Below are 17,983 nucleotides of genomic sequence, written 5' to 3'. Positions count from 1 at the left end.
CCCTGCCCGCATGTCCATCCCCCCGCAATTCCTCGACGAGATCAGGAGCCGGGTGAGTCTGTCGTCCGTGGTCGCGCGGCGGGTGAAGCTGCTGCGCGCCGGGCGCGAAATGAAGGGCTGCTGCCCCTTCCACAATGAGAAGACGCCGAGCTTTTACGTCAACGACGACAAGGCGTTTTATCACTGCTTCGGCTGCGGCGCGCACGGCGACGTCATCCGCTTCGTGGTCGAGCAGGAAGGCCTTAGCTTCCGCGATGCCGTGGCGGGCCTCGCGGCGGAAGCCGGGCTGGAGCTGCCCGAGGAAAACCCGGAGGCGCGTGCGAAAGCGAAGGCTGCGGCGGGACTTCATGACGTCACCGCCGCCGCAAGTGACTGGTTCCGCAAGCAGCTTTCCGGCCTCGGCGGCGCGGATGCGCGCGCCTATATCGATAAGCGCGGCCTGAAACCCGCGACCGTGGAGGCGTTCGGCCTCGGCTTCGCGCCCGACAGTCGCGGCGCGCTCAAGGCCGCGCTCGGCGACATCGACATCCGCAAGCTCATCGAGGTCGGCCTCGTCATCGAAGCCGAGGGGCGTGAGCCTTACGACCGCTTCCGTGGCCGCTTGATGTTCCCGATCCGCGACCCGCGTGGGCGCATCGTCGGCTTTGGCGGGCGCATCATCGGCGCGGGCGAGCCCAAGTACCTGAACTCCCCCGACACGCCGCTCTTCGACAAGGGCCGCCTGCTCTACAATCTCGACAAGGCCGGCCCAGCCGCGCGGAAATCGGGCCGCATCGTCGTCGTCGAAGGCTATATGGATGTCATCGGCCTCGCGCAGGTGGGGTTCGCGGAGGCCGTCGCGCCAATGGGCACGGCGCTTACCGAGGATCAGATGAAACTGCTCTGGCGCGTCGCGCCCGAACCGGTGCTCTGCTTCGATGGCGACTCCGCCGGGCGCCGCGCGGCGATCCGGGCGGCGATGCGCGCCCTCCCCCTGCTCGAACCCGGAAAGTCGCTGCGCTTCGTCACCATGCCCCAAGGCCAGGACCCTGACGATTTCGCGAAGGCGCGCGGACTTTCGGCCTTCACGGACCTTGTGAACGGTGCTGAAAGCCTGATCGACACGCTCTGGAAGGCCGAGACCGATGGCGTCGACACCGCCACGCCCGAACGCCGCGCCGCCGTGCGCCAGCGCCTGTTCGAGCACGCGCACGCAATCGAGAACCAGACCGTCGCCTCACTCTACCAGAGCGAGTTTCGGGAACGCTTCGATGCGATGTTCCGTGCGCGGCGGGAGAACCGCTTCATGCCCGCTGTCCGGGGCGCATCGAGCGCGGCAAAGGCGCGGCTTGCGCTCTCGCCGGTGGAGATCGAAACCCGTTCCGTTATGGTGGGCCTGCTCACGCATCCGCACATTGCCGACGTGCATGGCGAAACAATATCGCACCTTCATATTGCCGATCCTCAGCTCGATCGTCTCAGATCGGCGATTTTCTCCGCGATTTCACGCAATCACGATCTTGACAAAGATGTGCTGGCACACGACCTAGCGGCACAAGGGCTCGGTCAGTACGCGGACGACCTGAGGCGTATGAATCGCCTCGATTTTAGCTTCACGCGACCCCGGACGCCCGCCGCGATTGCGGAACAGGACTTGGCATGTGTTGTGGGCCACCTTATGGCGCTGCAACGCATCGATGAGGATTTGGCGGATCTGCGCGCGCGCTATGATTCACTTGTCCAGTCGGAATTCGAAGAACAACAACGGCTTCGTGCTGAAAAGGCGCGGGTCGAACGCGAACTAATCGATTTGGCCGAGGCGCGTCGGGGGGACGAAGCGCCGACGCCCGCAAAGGAACGGAACCTGGATGGCGACCAAAGCACCGGCGAAGCCCAAGGGTAAGGACGAGAATGGCGAGGCCGACGGCGCGCCGCTCATCGACATGAACGATGCGTCGATCAAGAAGTTGATCGCGAAGGCGAAGAAGCGCGGCTGGCTGACGTATGACGAGCTGAACGCGGCGCTGCCGCAGGATCAGATGTCGTCCGAGCAGATCGAGGACGTGATGTCCGCGCTCTCGGAGATGGGCATCAATCTCACCGAAAGCGAAGATTCCGGGGATGACGAACCGGAGGCCGAAGCCGAAGCGGAAGATGACGCCGAAGAGATCGACGGCGACGACAAGCCGACGCTGCACGTCATCGAGAAGAAGAAAGAGGTGCTGGACCGCACCGATGACCCCGTGCGCATGTACCTGCGCGAGATGGGCGCGGTGGAGCTGCTGTCGCGCGAGGGCGAAATCGCCATCGCCAAGCGCATCGAGGCGGGCCGCAACACGATGATCGAGGGGCTTTGCGAAAGCCCCCTCACCTTCACCTCGATGATCGCGTGGTCGGAAGCGCTGAACGCCGGGGAGATGCAGCTTCGCGAAATCCTCGATCTCGATGCGATGCTCAACAGCGGCCCGTCCGACGAGCAGGTCGAAAACGACAGCGATTCCGATCTGCCGAGCGGTGTCGAGCTCAAGGAAGACGACGAGCCCGAGGCGGAGCCCGAGAAGGGCGGCGACGACGAAGACGAATATACCGAGAAGCGCGCCAAGCCGCAGCAGGAAGAAGAAGACGAGGAGAACACGCTCTCCCTCGCGCAGATGGAAGAGCAGCTGAAGCCGCAGGCGCTTGAGCAGTTCGCCGAGATCACCTCGCTCTACAAGCGCTTCCTGAAACTGCAGGAAGGCCGCCTCGAAGCGCTCAACTCCGGTGAGGAGTTCCCGCAGGCGCAGGAGAAGAAGTATCAGGGGCTGCGCGAAGAGCTGACCCTGAAGGTCGCGGCCGTGCACTTCCACAACGCCAAGATCGAGTTCCTCGTCGATCAGCTCTACAGCTACAACCGTCAGCTCATGACGCTTGGCGGCAACATGCTGCGTCTCGCCGAGCGTTACCGCATCAACCGCAAGTCGTTCCTCGACGAATACATGGGCAGCGAGCTTGATGAGAGCTGGCTCGACCGCGTGTCGCGCATGGACGACAAGTGGGCCAATTTCGCGCAGAGCGAGCGCGGCACGGTGGAGAAAATCCGCACCGATATCGCCGATATCGCGCAGCAGACGGGCGTGGAGCTCGGTGAGTTCCGCCGCATCGTCAACATGGTGCAGAAGGGCGAGCGCGAGGCGCGGATCGCCAAGAAGGAAATGGTGGAGGCGAACCTTCGCCTCGTCATCTCCATCGCCAAGAAGTACACGAACCGCGGTCTGCAATTCCTTGATCTTATTCAGGAAGGCAACATCGGCCTGATGAAGGCGGTGGACAAGTTCGAGTACCGGCGCGGCTACAAGTTCTCCACGTACGCCACGTGGTGGATCCGGCAGGCGATCACGCGTTCGATCGCCGATCAGGCGCGCACGATCCGTATCCCGGTGCACATGATCGAAACGATCAACAAGCTCGTCCGCACCAGCCGCCAGATTCTGCACGAGATCGGTCGCGAGCCGACCCCGGAAGAACTTGCCGAGCGCCTCTCGATGCCGCTCGACAAGGTCCGCAAGGTCATGAAGATCGCGAAAGAGCCGATCTCCCTCGAAACGCCGATCGGCGACGAGGAAGACAGCCACCTGGGCGACTTCATCGAAGACAAGAACGCCGTGATCCCCGTGGACGCGGCGATCCACGCCAACCTGAAGGAAACGGTGACGCGGGTTCTCGCCAGCCTCACCCCGCGCGAGGAGCGCGTGCTTCGCATGCGTTTCGGTATCGGCATGAACACCGATCACACGCTCGAAGAGGTCGGCCAGCAGTTCTCGGTGACGCGCGAGCGTATCCGCCAGATCGAGGCGAAGGCGCTCCGGAAGCTCAAGCATCCGACGCGCAGCCGCAAGATGCGGAGCTTCCTCGACACCTGAGCCATTTGGTTCATGTCAGTTTAAGCAAGTCATGGTTAGACGGCGGGCGCAGCGGCGTCCGCCGTTTTGCCGTGAAGAACAAACAAGGGTCTGTGATCATGAAATCCGGTTTTGGCAGCGCGGTTGTTGCAGCGCTCCTTTTTGCGTCGTCCAGCGTTTTCGCGAGCCCGATCCAGGCCCTGAAGGACTATAATCTCATCGCATTCAGCGACGTTACGCTGTCCAGCGACATCGAAGGCGCGGTCTACGTCGACGGCAACTACAATGCCGGCGCGGTTCAGATCGCTTCCAAGGGCACCAATGCCCAGAAGGCGAGCCTCGTCGTTACGGGCAATGTCTCGAACAACGCCAAGGTGAAGCGCGGGGACGCCTATGTCGGCGGCAGCGTCTCGCCTGCCATCGATTTTCAGGGTGGCGGCGGCAGCACGAAGGCGCTTGGCGATCTGCCGGGCGGCGTGCTCAAGAAATCCGACTTCATCCAGTTCTCAGCCGATCTCGCCGCACTCGACGCGGGCGTCAGCTATGATCGCTTCAGCCCCGGCGATCACATGAACGGCTTTTTGATCACGCCCAGCCTTCCCAATGAAAGGGGGGTTTCGGTGATCTCGCTGTCTGCCGACTTCTTCCCCAACACGGGCAAGATCAAGTTTTCCTCGGCGGCAAAAGACATCGACACGATCATCGTCAACGTCGCTGGCACGGCGATCAACTTCAAAGGCTGGGAAGCCGCAGGCAACGCGCTTGCCGACAATATCATCTGGAACTTCTTCGAAGCGACCGAGGTCAGTTTCCTCGACCAGACTTGGGGTTCGGTCGTAGCGCCGCTTGCGACCGTGAAGAACTTCACCCCGATCAACGGCAGCGTCGTGGCGAATGCCGTCAATCTGCGCGGTGAACTTCACCTTCCCAACTACGGCGGCAACTTCGAATTCCCGGACAACGGCACCGACATTCCCGAGCCGGCAAGCCTTGGCCTCGTCGCGGCGGGTCTCGGGTTCCTCGCATGGCGGCGGCGCGCTGCAAAAAAGGGCAGCGCGGATTAAGCCTCCCTTTACGTTGAGCGCTCTAGGCTTCGCACCGGCGGTAAAAACCGCGGGGCAGCGGATGCGGAGACGACGGCAAATGGCGCCAGCGGTGGTCCCAAACTTTATGGACCAGCTTCAAAGGACCCTGCGGGCCGCGGGCGGCGTTGCCGATTCGCGCAGCTTTGCTGCAGCGGTGATCGGCGCGCTGCGCGAAAGCGGCGCAGGCAGCAGCCGCCATCTGCGTGCGCTATCCGAAGGATCGGTTACTCGCCCACTGCAAGCTGTGGCGGACGCCGCGCACTTCCTTGTCATTCTGCACGGCCAGCTGCCGAGCGTGCTCGAAATCGCGCGGCTCAATGCCGATGAACCCGCAGCCTCGTGGCTGCGCAGCGCGGGCGTGGCGTTCGATCAGGACCGCCGCTGGATGGCCGGGCTTGCCGCGATGACCGGCGGCGCGCTCGATCTCCACGGCATCAGCACCGCCGAGCAGGTGGTGCGCGATCAGCGCGACGCCATGCTGACGCTCGCAAAATCGAACCGCATCGGCTGCGCGCTCGGCGCGGCGGTAACGCTTGTGCTCGATTGGCAGGCTATACGCAGCCGCCTTCCCCGCGCGGCGCAGCACCTCGGCTACGACCGTCATGAGCGGCTTTCGGACCCTTGGCCGGTCGATGGCGCGTTCGAAGCGCTCGCCTGCCATGCCGATGATGTGCGCGTGCGCCGTGCCATCGAGTTTGGCGCGTTGCAGCTCGCCAGCCTCCACGCCCAGCTTTTCGACCTGCTCGAAGCCCGTCACGCCCAGCGCCTCGGCTGAACCTCCTATCGTAAACGGGCGGTTGCTCGTTTCGCTTTCACGCTTTAGGCCCAAACGCGAAGGGGCATTAGCGGAGAAGTTCATGCGTTTTGAAGGCACCAGCGGCTATGTCGCGACCGACGACCTCAAGGTTGCCGTGAATGCGGCGGCGACGCTCCGGCGTCCGCTGCTGGTGAAGGGCGAGCCCGGAACGGGCAAGACCGTCCTCGCGGCCGAAGTCGCCGCGGCGATGGGCGCTCCGCTCATCGAATGGCACGTCAAGTCCACGACCAAGGCGCAGCAGGGTCTTTACGAGTACGACGCCGTCAGCCGCCTTCGCGACAGCCAGCTTGGTGACGAGCGCGTCCACGACATCCGCAACTATATCCGCCGCGGCAAGCTGTGGGAGGCGTTCACGTCCCCTGCTCTCCCCGTGCTGCTGATCGACGAGATCGACAAGGCCGACATCGAGTTTCCGAACGACCTCCTGCAGGAACTCGACCGCATGGAGTTCCACGTCTACGAGACCGGCGAGACGGTGAAGGCTGCCGAGCGTCCCATTGTCATCATCACCTCCAACAACGAGAAGGAACTGCCGGACGCGTTCCTGCGCCGCTGTTTCTTCCACTACATCAAGTTCCCCGATCGCGAGACGATGCAGGCGATCGTCGACGTGCACTTCCCCGGCATCCAGAAGGAACTGGTGCGCGAGGCGCTCTCGGTTTTCTACGATATCCGCGACGTGCCGGGCCTCAAGAAGAAGCCGTCGACCTCGGAACTGCTCGATTGGCTGAAGCTGCTGATGCACGAGGATCTGCCGCTCGATGTCCTGCGCTCGCGCGATCCCAAGAAGCTGATCCCGCCGCTGCACGGCGCGCTCCTCAAGAACGAGCAGGACGTCATGCTGTTCGAACGCCTCGCATTCATATCGCGGCGCGACGGCAAGCCGGGATAGGCCGCTTCCCATGAACTGGCTGGCCGACAGACGCACAACCGTGGTTCTGTTCGGCCTTGTCATCCTGATGTTCGCCATCATGCAGATGGTGTTCCCGAAGACGCTCGCCGCGCCGCTTCCAGAGGCGCGCGTGCAAAGCCCGGTCCTTGCCTTCGAGTTCGCGCGGACACCGGCGCATCTCGATCACATCTTCGGCGTCCCGACAGACCCGGCGCGGATCGCTGCGATAGACCGCGGCAACCGGATCGATTTCCTGTTCATGCCGATCTACGGCCTCTTCGTCTTCAGCGTCTTCGCCGGCATCACGCAGCATCGGAAACGCCGCCTCTGGCTGGTTTTCGGCGTGTTCGGCCTCGTCGCGGCGGCAAGCGATGCGGTGGAAAATCTTCTGCTTCTCCACATCACCGCGAACCTCTCCGCCCCCGGCGATGCCCTTGCCCTCCTCGCCTGGCCGGTGTGGATCAAGTTCGGGCTGCTTGCGCTTGCGTCGGGCGGCGGCGCGCTCGCGCTCATGCGGTCGGGGCGCCGGGTGCTCGGCGCGTTGTGTCTTCCTGCGCCGTTCATGATCCTCCCCGCACTGCTTCAGCCCCTCCAGTTCGGCGGCCTCGTGGCTGGGGCGATCGGTCTGGGCTGGCTCGCCATGGGTCTTCACGTGATCATGCGCGCGCGCTGATTCTGCCGTGTCGGTAAAATTTGCAAAATGAAAATCAAGCCGTTGACCTGATTACTGTCGAATCGCTCAAATCCTTTCGTTTTGAAAATATGGCATATCGCTTGCATCGCTCTTCCCGACGCTGCCGACAGGCAATTGTGATGAGGAGGGCCAAGTGAAGTCGTTTTGGATCGAGCATGTGATGCGGGCGACGGTCTTCACCGCGCTGACGACGCTCCCGATGGCAGCGATGGCCGCGCCGGTTTACCTGAATGCCGCCTCGGGCATCACGGTTTCACTGGGCGACAGCCATGACGCGGCTGTTCTTGCGAACCCGACGAATGGCCCGTTCCAGAATCTGAACATCGCCGCCTCGCTCGCGAACGTCATCGATGCCCCGACGGCGACCTCGCCGGAGTTTCACCGGTCGCCCTCGACCCATGTGTGGGTAAGCGGCGGACATCTTGAGCTCGTGTTCGATTTCGGCGCGGAATACGACCTCTCGACCATGCACTTCTGGAATTATCACAGCGAAAACTACGACGTGGATCAGATCGTGTTCACGTTCTACGACGACGCATGGGCACTCGTCGGCTCCCTCACCGAGGAGCCGCGTCTCGGCAACACCGACGGCAGTGACGGCACACCGATCACGCCTGAGGACTACATGCTCGATTTCCCCACGAACGTCCGCTACGTCAACGCGTGGCTCACCGGCTCGAACGGCCAGGTTGATTTCAACAACATCGGCTTCACCGCTGTTCTTTCAGACCCCGACCCTGATCCCGAACCCCCGCTCGACGTCCCCGAGCCTGCGAGCCTTGCGCTCCTCGGTCTCGGCCTTGCGGGCTTCGGCATCGCCCGCCGTCGGCGCTGAACGGACGCGACCCTGGCAAGGGCGGCGGGACGATGGTCTCGCCGCCCTTCTTTTTTAGGCGCAAGCCTGCGGCATCGCGAATGTGACAGCCCTAGCGGAACCGGGTAATGCGTCGGCGCGCGGATTGCTCTATGCCTTCCGTCGACTGGACCACCGAAAGGCCCCGCAGCGCATGTTTCTGGACTTCCTCGACGCCCTTCGCGCCGCCAAGATTCCGGCGAGCCTCAAGGAGCATCTGATCCTTCTGGAGGCGCTGAAGGCTGGCGTGATCGATCGGAACCTCGAAAGTTTCTACTACCTCTCGCGTGCCGCCTACGTGAAGGACGAGGCCCTGCTCGATCGTTTCGATCAGGTGTTCGGCAAGGTCTTCCATGGCCTTGAAACCAGCTTCGAAGCGGAAACCGCCGAAATCCCCGAAGAATGGCTGAAGAAGCTCGCCGAGCTCTACCTCACCGAGGAGGAGAAGGCCGAGATCGAGAAGCTCGGCTCGTGGGGAGAGATCATGGAGACGCTGAAAAAGCGGCTCGAAGAGCAGAAGGAGCGCCACGAAGGCGGCAACAAGTGGATCGGCACCGCCGGAAAATCCCCCTTCGGCGCCTATGGCTACAACCCAGAAGGCGTGCGCATCGGCCAGAAGGAAGGCCGCCAGGGACGCGCCATCAAGGTTTGGGACAAGCGCGAGTTCAAAAACCTCGACAACGCGGTCGAGCTGGGCACGCGCAACATCAAGGTGGCGCTGCGTCGCCTGCGCCGCTTCGCGCGCACCGGTGCGGCCGATGAGCTGGACCTCGACGCGACGATCAAGGGCACGGCGCGCAAGGCGTACCTCGACATCGTGATGCGCCCGGAACGGCACAATGCGGTAAAGGTGCTGCTGTTTCTCGATGTCGGCGGATCGATGGACCCGCATATCAAGCTTTGCGAGGAGCTGTTCTCCGCCGCGAGCAGCGAGTTCAAACACCTCGAATTCTTCTACTTCCACAATTTCGTCTACGAAGGCGTGTGGAAGGACAACCGCCGCCGCTTCACAGAGCGGACGCCGACATTGGACGTGCTCCACAAGTTCCCGGCGGACTACAAGCTGATCTTCGTCGGCGACGCTTCGATGAGCCCCTACGAGATCAATTATCCTGGCGGCTCGGTTGAACACTGGAACGAGGAAGCCGGCGAAGTCTGGCTGCGCCGGATGACGGACGTCTATCACAGCGCGGTCTGGCTGAACCCGATCCCGGAGAAGAATTGGCAGTACGGCCAGTCGATCCAGATGGTGAAATCCCTGATGGAAGGCCGCATGTTCCCCCTCACGCTGGACGGGCTCGACGACGCCATGCGCGCGTTGACCAGAACACATTGATCGTCCGCTACGGAACCGAAGCCGATCTTCCCGCTTTGGGGGTGGTCGAACTGTCCGCCGCCACGCTGTTCGTGGGCACGCACATGGCGTGGGCCGTCGGCCAGACATCGGCGCCCGAACACTTCCACCCTGCGCTTTCGCAGAACAAGCTGTGGATTGCGGAGGACGGCGGGATGCCGGTCGGCTTCCTTCGCGCCGAACGGCTGGGAAACAGCTTCTATATCGATGAGATTTCGGTCTCCGCGTCGCACCAGCGCCGCGGCATCGGGCGCTCGCTCATGCAAGCCGCGCTGACAGAGGCGGCAGCCCGCAGGTTCAGGGCCGCGAGTCTGACGACGGATCGCACGATTCCATGGAACGCGCCTTATTACGTTCAGATGGGCTTCCGGGTGCTCGCTGCCGATCAAACCCCGCCCGTACTTGCGCGCAGGCTGGCCCCCCAACGGAATCCGGCGCGGCGCTGCGTGATGTGGCGCGATCTGCGCTAGTTCCCGCGCGCTTCCGCCGTTGCCAGCAGCCTCGCCTTGCCTGCGACATAGGCCCGGATCGCCTCAGCATCGTCGGCCGACATCCACGGGGCAAAGCTCACCATGCCGCGATCCTTCAGCGCGCCGCCGATGACAACCGCGTTCCAGTTGTCCTTGTCGGCAAGCACGCCCGAACGCCGCAGATCGGGCAGCACGCCCGAAGAAATGCCCGCCGTGCCGTGGCAGACGCCGCACGTGCTTTCGTAGAGCGCGGCGCCGTGCGTAACGGTTTCGGCGCTCCATGCCGCTTCAACCACCGTTGCGGGCGCGTTCTCGATGCGCTCGATCGTGTAGGGGGTTCGCCCGCCGAGCTTGAAGACGAGCAGGCGACCGTTCGGCATCGGACGCGGGTTATCGACGAACGAGGACGACAGCGGATAGACGCCGCCGTAGCCCGCCATCACCGCCACATATTGCTCGCCGTCCACCGCGTAGCTGATCGGCGCGGCAATCACGCCGGTGCCCGCATCAAAGCCCCAGAGCTTCTTGCCGCTGTCTGCGGTGAAAGCCGCGAATTCGCCGTGGGCATTGCCCTGAAACACGAGATTTCCAGACGTCGCGAGCACGCCGCCGTTCCACGGCCCATCGTACTGAACGCGCCAGACCTCCTTCTGCTTCACGGGATCCCAGGCGATAAGCTGTCCCTTCAGCAGCGCGCGCAGCGCACGGAACTGGGTCGTATCGTCCGGCGCAACGTTCGCGAGGAAGTCGATCGCGACATTCCATCCGCCTTCCCGCCCTTTGAAACTCGCGTCGGCGATATAGGCGAATGGCACCTCCTGCGCGGGGAGATAAACGAGCCCGGTCTTGGGGCTGAACGCCATCGGGTGCCAGTTGTGCGCGCCGAACGCGGACGGCAGCGCCACGAACGCACCCTTCGTAAATCGGGCGTTTTCCGCCTCGATCGGACGCCCGGTCGCCATGTCGACGCCGGTCGTCCACGTCTGCGGCACAAAGCCCTTTGCCGAGACGAGTTTTCCGTCCTTGCGGTCGATCACATAAAAATAACCGTTCTTCGGCGCCTGCATCATCACCTTGCGCGGCGCGCCATCCAGCGTGAGGTCTGCAAGCATGATCGGCTGCGTCTGTGTGAAATCCCACGTTTCGCCGGGCGTCCCCTGATAATGCCACTTGTAGGCGCCGGTATCGGCATCGAGCGCGACGACCGACGAGACGAACAGGTTGTCGCCCTTCCCTTCGGAGCGAACCTTGTGGTTCCAGGGGCTGCCGTTGCCCACGCCGATCAGGATCTGGTTGAAGTCACGGTCATAAACGATCGCGTCCCACACCGTCCCGCCGCCGCCGAACTTCGACCAGTCGCCCGCCCAGGTTGCGCGCATCTTCTCGATCATCGGGTCCGAAACCGCGCCGTCCGCGGGCGCGCCGGGGCCAGGCGGCACGGTGTAGAAGCGCCATGCGAGCTTGCCAGTCTTGGCGTCATAAGCGGAAACATAGCCGCGAACGCCGTATTCGGCGCCGCCGTTGCCGATCAGCACCCTGCCCTTCACGATGCGCGGCGCGCCGGTGATCGTGTAGGGCTTCGACTGATCAACCGTGACCTCGCTCCACACGAGCTTGCCGGTTTTCGCGTCGAGCGCGATCAATCGCCCGTCGAGCGTCCCTGAATAGACCTTGCCGTCATACAGTGCGACGCCGCGGTTCACGACGTCGCAGCAGGCCTTGAAGCCCGTTTCGCCGGGCACCTTCGGGTCATGCTCCCACAGGAGCGCTCCGGTTTTCGCGTTGAACGCGTAGACTTTGGACCAGGCCGAGGTCGTGTAGAGCACGCCGTCGGCCACGATCGGCGTCGCCTCCTGCCCCCGGTTGGTATCGAAGGTATAACTCCACGCCAGGCCGAGCTTGTCGACGTTTCCATCGTTGATGGTGTCGAGCTTGCTGTATCGCTGTTCCTCGTAGGTGCCGCCGTGTGTCAGCCAGCTTCCCGGTTCACCCGCGGATGCGGATAGCCGCGCATCGTCTACCAGCTGTGGTGTTTGGTCCGCACTGCCACATGCGGCCGCCAGCAGGCAGGCTGCGATCACTCCCCATTGGCGCACGCGCGTCTCCCGTCGCTGTTGCGGCGACGAGTCTAGCCCGAGCCGTGCTCACGGCAACTGAAGCAAAATGTCAGGTTACGGGTGCGGCGAGCAGCCAGACGTTCACGAGCGTCACGATGGCGACCCCCACCATCAGCAGGCCTTTTTTGCGCTCCGCCGGCCGCTTCAGCATGATCCATACGCCGCCGCCGCCGATAACGAAGGCGGCGATCACCGCAAACGACAGGATGATCGCAAGCATGTTTGTCATTGTTGAAGTCCTGACATCACCTGCCGCACCGCTGTTGCCCAATTCGCTTTGCGCACGCTGCGCGTCTCCTCGTCGAGAGCCGGCTCGAACCTGCGCTCGGCGTGCCACATCACACTGGCCGACTCCAGATCGGCGAACAGTCCGTAACCCACCGCCGCCAGCATGGCCGCGCCAAGTGCTGTCGTTTCCACGACCTTCGGGCGCTCGACGGTGACGCCGAGCACATCGGCAAGGTCCTGACACAGCCAGTCGTTGGCCACCATGCCCCCGTCGACGCGGAGAAGGGAAGGCGACACGCCGTCGCGGCGCATCGCGTCCAGCAGGTCAGAGGTTTGTAGGCTCATCGCTTCGAGGCAGGCACGCACGATGTGCGCACGCGTCGTTCCGCCGCTGATCCCGGCGATGATGCCGCGCGCCTCCGGCTCCCACCACGGGGCACCCAGGCCGTTGAATGCAGGCACGAAGGCAACGCCGCCGCTGTCCGGCACCGACGCGGCAAGCCCGGCGGTTTCGGAAGCGGTGGCAATGATCCCGATCTGGTCGCGCAGCCATTTGATGGCGCTGCCCGCCACGAAGATGCTCCCTTCGAGCGCATAGGCGGGGCGTCCGCCAAGCCGCCATGCGACGGTCGAAAGCAGGCGGTTGGAGGATACCGGCGGCGTGTTTCCGGCGTGTGCCAGCAGGAAGGCACCCGTGCCGTAGGTCGATTTGACTTCGCCGGGGTCGAGGCACACCTGTCCGATCGCAGCCGCCTGCTGGTCCCCCGCGCAGCCCGTGATCGGGATGGCGCGCCCGCCGATCAGCCGCGTCTCGCCGATGGGGCCCGCGCAATCGACGATCTCTGGAAGCGCGTCCATCGGCACATCGAACAGCGCGGCGAGCCCCGCGTCCCATGTGCAGCGCTCAAGGTCCATCAGCAGCGTGCGCGCGGCGTTGGTCGCGTCTGTGACATGGAGCCCGCCCGTCAGGCGCCAGATCACCCACGAATCGATGGTCCCGATGGCCAGACGTTTCGCCTTGGCCGCTTCGCGCACCTCCGACCAGTTTTCGATCGCCCAGCGGATCTTGCTTGCGGCAAAATAGGGGTCCAGCAGCAGCCCGGTACGGCCCTGTACATCGTCTTCCAGCCCGCGCGCCTTCAGGTCCGCGCAGATCGCAGCACCGCGTCTGTCCTGCCAGACGATCGCGGGCGCCAGCGGATCGCCCGTCCTGCGGTCCCAGAACACGATCGTTTCACGCTGGTTGGTGATGCCGATCGCGGCGATCGACTGCGCGCCGACCTCGTCGACCGCCCGATTCGCGGCGCGCAGCGTCTTTTCCCAGATCTCGGCGGGGTCATGTTCCACCCAGCCGCTTTGCGGAAAATGCTGCGCGATCTCCTCGCCGAATGCGGCACCGATACGCCCTTCCGGGGTGAAGGCCACCGCGCGTGTCGAGGTCGTGCCCTCGTCGATGCTGAGGATGTGCGTCATTACCCGCTTTCCTAGCGCGCGCAGCGGCTTTAGGTAAACGCCCGTGAACAGGGGCCATTTCGATCTTCTCATCATTGGCGCGGGCGTCAATGGTGCCGGGCTTGCGCGCGATGCGTCGGGGCGCGGCCTCAAAGTCGCGCTCGTCGACGCTGCAGATATCGGCGGCGCGACGTCTGCCGCCTCCACCAAGCTTATCCACGGGGGGCTGCGATATCTGGAATTCTATGAATTCCGGCTGGTCCGAAAGGCGCTCGCCGAGCGCGAGGTGCTGCTCGATATTGCCGCGCATCTCACGTGCCCGATGCCGTTCATCCTGCCGCTCGGTCCCGATACGCGCCCTGGCTGGATGATCCGCGCCGGGCTCTTCCTCTATGATCACCTCGCGCATCGGGAGCAGGTGCCGGGCTCATCAAAGGTGGTGCTGCGCGACGATCACGCCGGCCAGCCGCTCGACAAGCGCTACACGCAGGCGTTTCGGTACTGGGATGGCTGGGTAGACGACGCCCGGCTCGTCATCGCGAACGCGCAGGATGCGTCGTATCGGGGCGCCCTTGTCCTTCCCCGCACCCCCGTCACCCGCGCAACCCGCACGAGCGCGGGCTGGACCGCAGAACTCGGCGACGGCACCACCCTCTCCGCCGCCCGCGTCATCAACTGCGCCGGACCATGGGCAAACGAAGTCGCCGCCAACGTCCTTGGCCTCCCCGATGCCCCGCGCCTCCGCCTCGTCCAGGGCGCCCATCTCGTCACGCGCCGCATCGGTCGCGGCCAGGACAGTTATATCCTCCAGCAGCCCGACGGACGCATCGTCTTCATCATCCCCTACGAAAAAGACTTCTCGCTGATCGGCACGACCGAAACGGCGATCGATTCGCCGGAAGCGCCGCGGATCACGGAAGCCGAAACCGACTACTTGCTCGCCGCCGCAAACCGCTATCTCTCCCGCCCCCTAGAACGCGCCGACATCATCTCGACCTACGCCGGCATCCGCCCGCTGGTGCTGGAGGAAGGCAAAGGCGCGCGCGAAACGACCCGCGACTGGAAGATCGTCGCGCACGAGGTCGGTGACGCCGTCACCGTCGTCGGCGGCAAGATCACGACCTACCGCCTGCTCGCCGAAGACGTCCTTGGCCGCCTGTTTCCTGAAAGCCGGCGCTGGACGGCGGACCAGCCTCTACCAGGCAGCGATTTCCCCCGCATTCCCGGCCTCACCGGCCAGCAGGCGCTGATGAAGTGGCGCGAGAACCTGCGCGTGAAACACGCCGACTACGACCCGCGAATCGTCGACCGGCTGGCAAGGCTGTACGGCACGCGCGCCGATAAGATGCTGGAGAACGGCCTCGGCGAAAACCTGGGCGGCGTGTTTACCGCGGAGCTTGAACACATGGTGGCCGAGGAATGGGCGCAAACGGCGGATGACGCGCTCTGGCGCCGCAGCAAGCTGGGTCTCCACCTCTCGGAAGACGCCAGGGCTGCGGTCGCGCAGTGGTTCGCCGCGCGATTTACCAAGAGTTAGGAAGCCGGTCGTAGATTCCTTGCAACGCACAAGGAAAACGCCCGATGGTCGCACACAACCACAATTTCGCCGCCGACTACGCCACCAGCACGTCCGTCAGCCTGCTCGACGCGCTGATCGACGCGATGACGCTCGCGCGTCCGGGCAAGGATGCGAGCGCTTTCGCGACCGATATCAAGCGCCTCGGCGATGGTGCCGCGCGCGCCGCCTATGAACTCGACGGCCTGCTCGACGAGCCGGCGACGGCGAAGGTTCGCACGATCCGCAAGACGGACGCCGCCTAAACCCCGAGACAGACCCGGTAGGTTTCCGCGTCCACGTTGCCGCCCGACAGGGTGATCGCGACGGTCTTGCCCTTGAGATCGAGCTTTCCCGAAAGCGCCGCCGCCAGGGCCGCAGCCCCGCCGGGCTCAACCACCAGCTTGAGCGTGCGGAACGCGAACGCCATCGCCGCTTTCACGTCGGCGTCCGAGACAGCGATACCGTGCGCGCCGCGCGCCTGCAGGATGCCGAAGGTGAGCGGCGAGGTTACGAGGGTCTGCAGCGCATCGCAAAGCGTCGGCCCCGGATCGCGCACCGGCTCGATCACGCCGCTTGCAAGCGAGCGCATGACGTCATCATAGGCTTCGGGCTCGACGACCACGATTTCACTTTCCGGCAGCGCAAGCGCGATGCCGCTGGCGAGCCCCCCGCCTCCACAGCACACGAGCGCGATGTCCGGCTGTCCGATCTCTTCGGCGATCTCGAGTCCTGCCGTGCCTTGTCCCGCCACCACATAGGGATCGTTGAAGGGCGCCACGATCACACCGCCCCGTTCGGATACAATCTTCGCTGCGATCGCATCGCGGGGGTCTCTCAGCCGATCGTAGCTGACAACCTCCGCGCCGTGGCCGCGCGTTGCGTCCACCTTGATGCGCGGTGCATCGGAAGGCATCACGATCGTGGCGCGTATGCCCAGCAGCTTTGCCGCGAGCGCGACGCCCTGGGCGTGATTTCCGGACGAGAATGCGACAACGCCTTCGCGGCGCTGTTCCGGCGTCAGCGCCGATAGCCGATTCCATGCCCCGCGGAACTTGAACGAGCCGGTACGCTGAAGACATTCGGCCTTCAGCCACACTTTCGCGCCGGTCATGTTATCGAGCGCATCCGATCGCAAAAGCGGGGTTCGAACCGCGACACCGGCGATGCGTGCGGCCGCCGTTTGGACGTCTTCGAGGGTGGGTATGTTCATATTAAGTTAACTCGCTGATTTCACTTGGGGAAACAATAAAAACGCTTCAGCGATTTTTTCTTTACATCGGGCCCCCCCGACCCTACATAGCGCGTCCGCTGCCCCATGGGACTTCCACCGCAAGGCAGTGCATGTCAACTGTCTCCTGGAGGTCCCTTGAGTTGCGAGAATTTCATAGCGCGCTGGGGGTAGCGTCGGTCCTTCGACCTGACGCGCCTGTCACCCTCATTCGTCCTCACGCTGCAAACCGTGCCGCCCGATTCTTCGTCGAGAAGTTTCCGGGTCTCTCGATGTATGCCGTGAAGGCCAACCCATCGCCAGAGATCATCAAGACACTCTGGGAGGGCGGAATCACGCATTTCGACGTTGCCTCGATCAACGAGGTTCGTCTGGTGCGCGGCTTGCTCCCCGATGCGACCTTGTGCTTCATGCACCCGGTGAAATCGCCCGAGGCGATCACCGAGGCGTATTTCGAGCACGGCGTTCGCACCTTCTCGCTCGACAGCCACGAGGAACTCGCGAAGATCGTCGACGCGACGGGCGGCGCGGCGGACCTGACGCTGTGCGTGCGTTTGCGCGTGTCTTCGGCGCACTCCAAGCTCAGCCTCGCCTCCAAGTTCGGCGCTTCCATCGATGAAGCTCCGGCGCTGCTGCTCGCCGCGCGGCAGGCGGCGGATGCGCTCGGCGTCTGCTTCCATGTCGGCAGCCAGGCGATGAGCCCGCAGGCGTATGTAGAGGCGATGACGCTGGTGCGCGCCGCGATCGTGCAGGCGGGCGTCACGGTTGACGTCGTCGATGTCGGAGGCGGCTTCCCGTCGATCTATCCGGGTATGGACCCGGCGCCGATGCAGATGTTCTTCGATGCGATCCACCGCGCGTTCGAAGCGATGCCGATCAGCTATTCGGCGGAGCTCTGGTGCGAGCCGGGCCGCGCCCTCTGCGCCGAATACGCAAGCGTGCTCGTCCGCGTGGAGCAGCGCAAGGGCGACGTCATCTACATCAACGACGGTGCCTACGGCTCGCTTTTCGATGCGGCGCATGTCGCGTGGCGTTTCCCGGTAAAGCTGCTGCGAAACGGCGCGGACGCCGAAGAGGCGTTCAGCTTCTACGGCCCGACCTGCGACGACATGGATTACATGGCCGGCCCCTTCATGCTGCCCGCAGACGTGAAGGCGGGTGACTATATCGAGGTTGGCATGCTCGGTGCCTACGGCGCCGCCATGCGCACGGCCTTCAACGGCTTCGTCAACGGCGAAACCGTGATCGTCACCGACGAACCGATGGCAAGCGCCTATGCTGCTGTCACGGAGTCGACACTGCAGAGCGTTACTGCCATACGCAACTAAGAGCGGTCGCCCTTACCGGCGACCGTCCCCTTCCCGCTCGGCGCCGGCGA

16 protein-coding genes are annotated in these 17,983 nt (G+C 64.1%); 12 read left to right on the top strand and 4 right to left on the bottom strand.

The genetic code is table 11. The features are described from left to right. Positions 1 to 10 precede the first annotated feature (10 nt). From dnaG to DFR51_RS07580, 9 genes are all read left to right on the top strand, one after another. Entirely contained in the window at positions 11 to 1,882 is a 1,872-nt protein-coding gene (gene dnaG, locus DFR51_RS07620; RefSeq protein WP_121048775.1) for a DNA primase, read from the top strand. Continuing rightward, on the top strand, positions 1,848 to 3,878 hold the full coding sequence (gene rpoD / locus DFR51_RS07615; RefSeq protein WP_121048772.1) for an RNA polymerase sigma factor RpoD: 2,031 nt from the start codon (positions 1,848 to 1,850) through the stop codon (positions 3,876 to 3,878). The genes dnaG and rpoD overlap by 35 nt, the downstream gene beginning before the upstream one ends. 98 nt (positions 3,879 to 3,976) lie before the next feature. Beyond that, positions 3,977 to 4,921, top strand: a complete 945-nt coding sequence (locus DFR51_RS07610) for a collagen-binding domain-containing protein (RefSeq protein WP_126495013.1) — start codon at positions 3,977 to 3,979, stop codon at positions 4,919 to 4,921. Positions 4,922 to 5,012: 91 nt separating this feature from the next. Further along, positions 5,013 to 5,717: a DUF6975 family protein gene (locus tag DFR51_RS07605; RefSeq protein ID WP_207790675.1), complete on the top strand. Its 705-nt coding sequence runs from the start codon at positions 5,013 to 5,015 to the stop codon at positions 5,715 to 5,717. A gap of 82 nt (positions 5,718 to 5,799) precedes the next feature. After that, positions 5,800 to 6,651: an AAA family ATPase gene (locus DFR51_RS07600; protein WP_121048763.1), complete on the top strand. Its 852-nt coding sequence runs from the start codon at positions 5,800 to 5,802 to the stop codon at positions 6,649 to 6,651. A gap of 10 nt (positions 6,652 to 6,661) precedes the next feature. After that, positions 6,662 to 7,324, top strand: a complete 663-nt coding sequence (locus DFR51_RS07595) for a hypothetical protein (RefSeq protein WP_121048761.1) — start codon at positions 6,662 to 6,664, stop codon at positions 7,322 to 7,324. A gap of 154 nt (positions 7,325 to 7,478) precedes the next feature. Continuing rightward, positions 7,479 to 8,180 carry a PEP-CTERM sorting domain-containing protein gene (locus DFR51_RS19135; protein WP_197723622.1) on the top strand — a complete coding sequence of 234 codons (702 nt, stop codon included), beginning with the start codon at positions 7,479 to 7,481 and terminating at the stop codon, positions 8,178 to 8,180. A gap of 172 nt (positions 8,181 to 8,352) precedes the next feature. Then, on the top strand, positions 8,353 to 9,534 hold the full coding sequence (locus DFR51_RS07585) for a vWA domain-containing protein (protein ID WP_121048758.1): 1,182 nt from the start codon (positions 8,353 to 8,355) through the stop codon (positions 9,532 to 9,534). Further along, entirely contained in the window at positions 9,531 to 10,022 is a 492-nt protein-coding gene (locus DFR51_RS07580) for a GNAT family N-acetyltransferase (protein WP_121048755.1), read from the top strand. Before DFR51_RS07585 ends, DFR51_RS07580 begins: the two co-directional genes overlap by 4 nt. Here the strand turns inward: DFR51_RS07580 and DFR51_RS07575 are convergent. From DFR51_RS07575 to glpK, 3 genes are all read right to left on the bottom strand, one after another. Beyond that, the gene (locus DFR51_RS07575) at positions 10,019 to 12,118 is read right to left on the bottom strand and encodes a PQQ-dependent dehydrogenase, methanol/ethanol family (protein ID WP_121048752.1); all 2,100 of its coding nucleotides are present in this window, start codon (positions 12,116 to 12,118) and stop codon (positions 10,019 to 10,021) included. The genes DFR51_RS07580 and DFR51_RS07575 overlap by 4 nt on opposite strands. Before the next feature lie 70 nt (positions 12,119 to 12,188). After that, complete coding sequence (locus tag DFR51_RS07570; protein WP_121048749.1) at positions 12,189 to 12,368, bottom strand: hypothetical protein; 180 nt, start codon at positions 12,366 to 12,368, stop codon at positions 12,189 to 12,191. Beyond that, complete coding sequence (gene glpK, locus DFR51_RS07565; RefSeq protein WP_121048745.1) at positions 12,365 to 13,840, bottom strand: glycerol kinase GlpK; 1,476 nt, start codon at positions 13,838 to 13,840, stop codon at positions 12,365 to 12,367. The genes DFR51_RS07570 and glpK overlap by 4 nt, the downstream gene beginning before the upstream one ends. Before the next feature lie 43 nt (positions 13,841 to 13,883). Here glpK and glpD point away from each other — a divergent pair, with 43 nt between their 5' ends. Continuing rightward, positions 13,884 to 15,356 (top strand): glycerol-3-phosphate dehydrogenase, encoded by a 1,473-nt coding sequence (glpD, locus tag DFR51_RS07560; protein ID WP_121048742.1) that lies wholly within the window; start codon positions 13,884 to 13,886, stop codon positions 15,354 to 15,356. Positions 15,357 to 15,400: 44 nt separating this feature from the next. Continuing rightward, positions 15,401 to 15,640 carry a hypothetical protein gene (locus tag DFR51_RS07555; RefSeq protein WP_121048739.1) on the top strand — a complete coding sequence of 80 codons (240 nt, stop codon included), beginning with the start codon at positions 15,401 to 15,403 and terminating at the stop codon, positions 15,638 to 15,640. On the opposite strand, the gene DFR51_RS07550 is transcribed toward DFR51_RS07555, so the two are convergent. Further along, the gene (locus DFR51_RS07550) at positions 15,637 to 16,587 is read right to left on the bottom strand and encodes a threonine ammonia-lyase (RefSeq protein ID WP_121048736.1); all 951 of its coding nucleotides are present in this window, start codon (positions 16,585 to 16,587) and stop codon (positions 15,637 to 15,639) included. The genes DFR51_RS07555 and DFR51_RS07550 overlap by 4 nt on opposite strands. A 161-nt stretch (positions 16,588 to 16,748) precedes the next feature. On the opposite strand from DFR51_RS07550, the gene DFR51_RS07545 reads away from it, so the two are divergent. Continuing rightward, entirely contained in the window at positions 16,749 to 17,933 is a 1,185-nt protein-coding gene (locus DFR51_RS07545; RefSeq protein ID WP_243445412.1) for an alanine racemase, read from the top strand. The last annotated feature ends 50 nt before the right edge of the window (positions 17,934 to 17,983 follow it).

Source organism: Sphingosinicella microcystinivorans (assembly GCF_003634215.1).
Classification (GTDB): Bacteria; Pseudomonadota; Alphaproteobacteria; order Sphingomonadales; family Sphingomonadaceae; genus Sphingosinicella; species Sphingosinicella microcystinivorans.
The sequence above is the reverse complement of the archived record's forward strand: the minus strand, read 5'-3'. Positions and strand labels throughout refer to the sequence as shown.

Excerpts from the sequence above, each read along its gene's own strand:
- DFR51_RS07555 (WP_121048739.1), top strand. The coding sequence starts at position 15,401 with ATGGTCGCACACAACCACAATTTCGCCGCCGACTACGCCACCAGCACG.
- DFR51_RS07585 (WP_121048758.1), top strand. The coding sequence starts at position 8,353 with ATGTTTCTGGACTTCCTCGACGCCCTTCGCGCCGCCAAGATTCCGGCG.
- dnaG (WP_121048775.1), top strand. The coding sequence starts at position 11 with ATGTCCATCCCCCCGCAATTCCTCGACGAGATCAGGAGCCGGGTGAGT.
- glpK (WP_121048745.1), bottom strand. The coding sequence starts at position 13,840 with ATGACGCACATCCTCAGCATCGACGAGGGCACGACCTCGACACGCGCG.
- DFR51_RS07550 (WP_121048736.1), bottom strand. The coding sequence starts at position 16,587 with ATGAACATACCCACCCTCGAAGACGTCCAAACGGCGGCCGCACGCATC.
- DFR51_RS07595 (WP_121048761.1), top strand. The coding sequence starts at position 6,662 with ATGAACTGGCTGGCCGACAGACGCACAACCGTGGTTCTGTTCGGCCTT.
- DFR51_RS07570 (WP_121048749.1), bottom strand. The coding sequence starts at position 12,368 with ATGACAAACATGCTTGCGATCATCCTGTCGTTTGCGGTGATCGCCGCC.
- DFR51_RS07610 (WP_126495013.1), top strand. The coding sequence starts at position 3,977 with ATGAAATCCGGTTTTGGCAGCGCGGTTGTTGCAGCGCTCCTTTTTGCG.
- DFR51_RS07600 (WP_121048763.1), top strand. The coding sequence starts at position 5,800 with ATGCGTTTTGAAGGCACCAGCGGCTATGTCGCGACCGACGACCTCAAG.
- rpoD (WP_121048772.1), top strand. The coding sequence starts at position 1,848 with ATGGCGACCAAAGCACCGGCGAAGCCCAAGGGTAAGGACGAGAATGGC.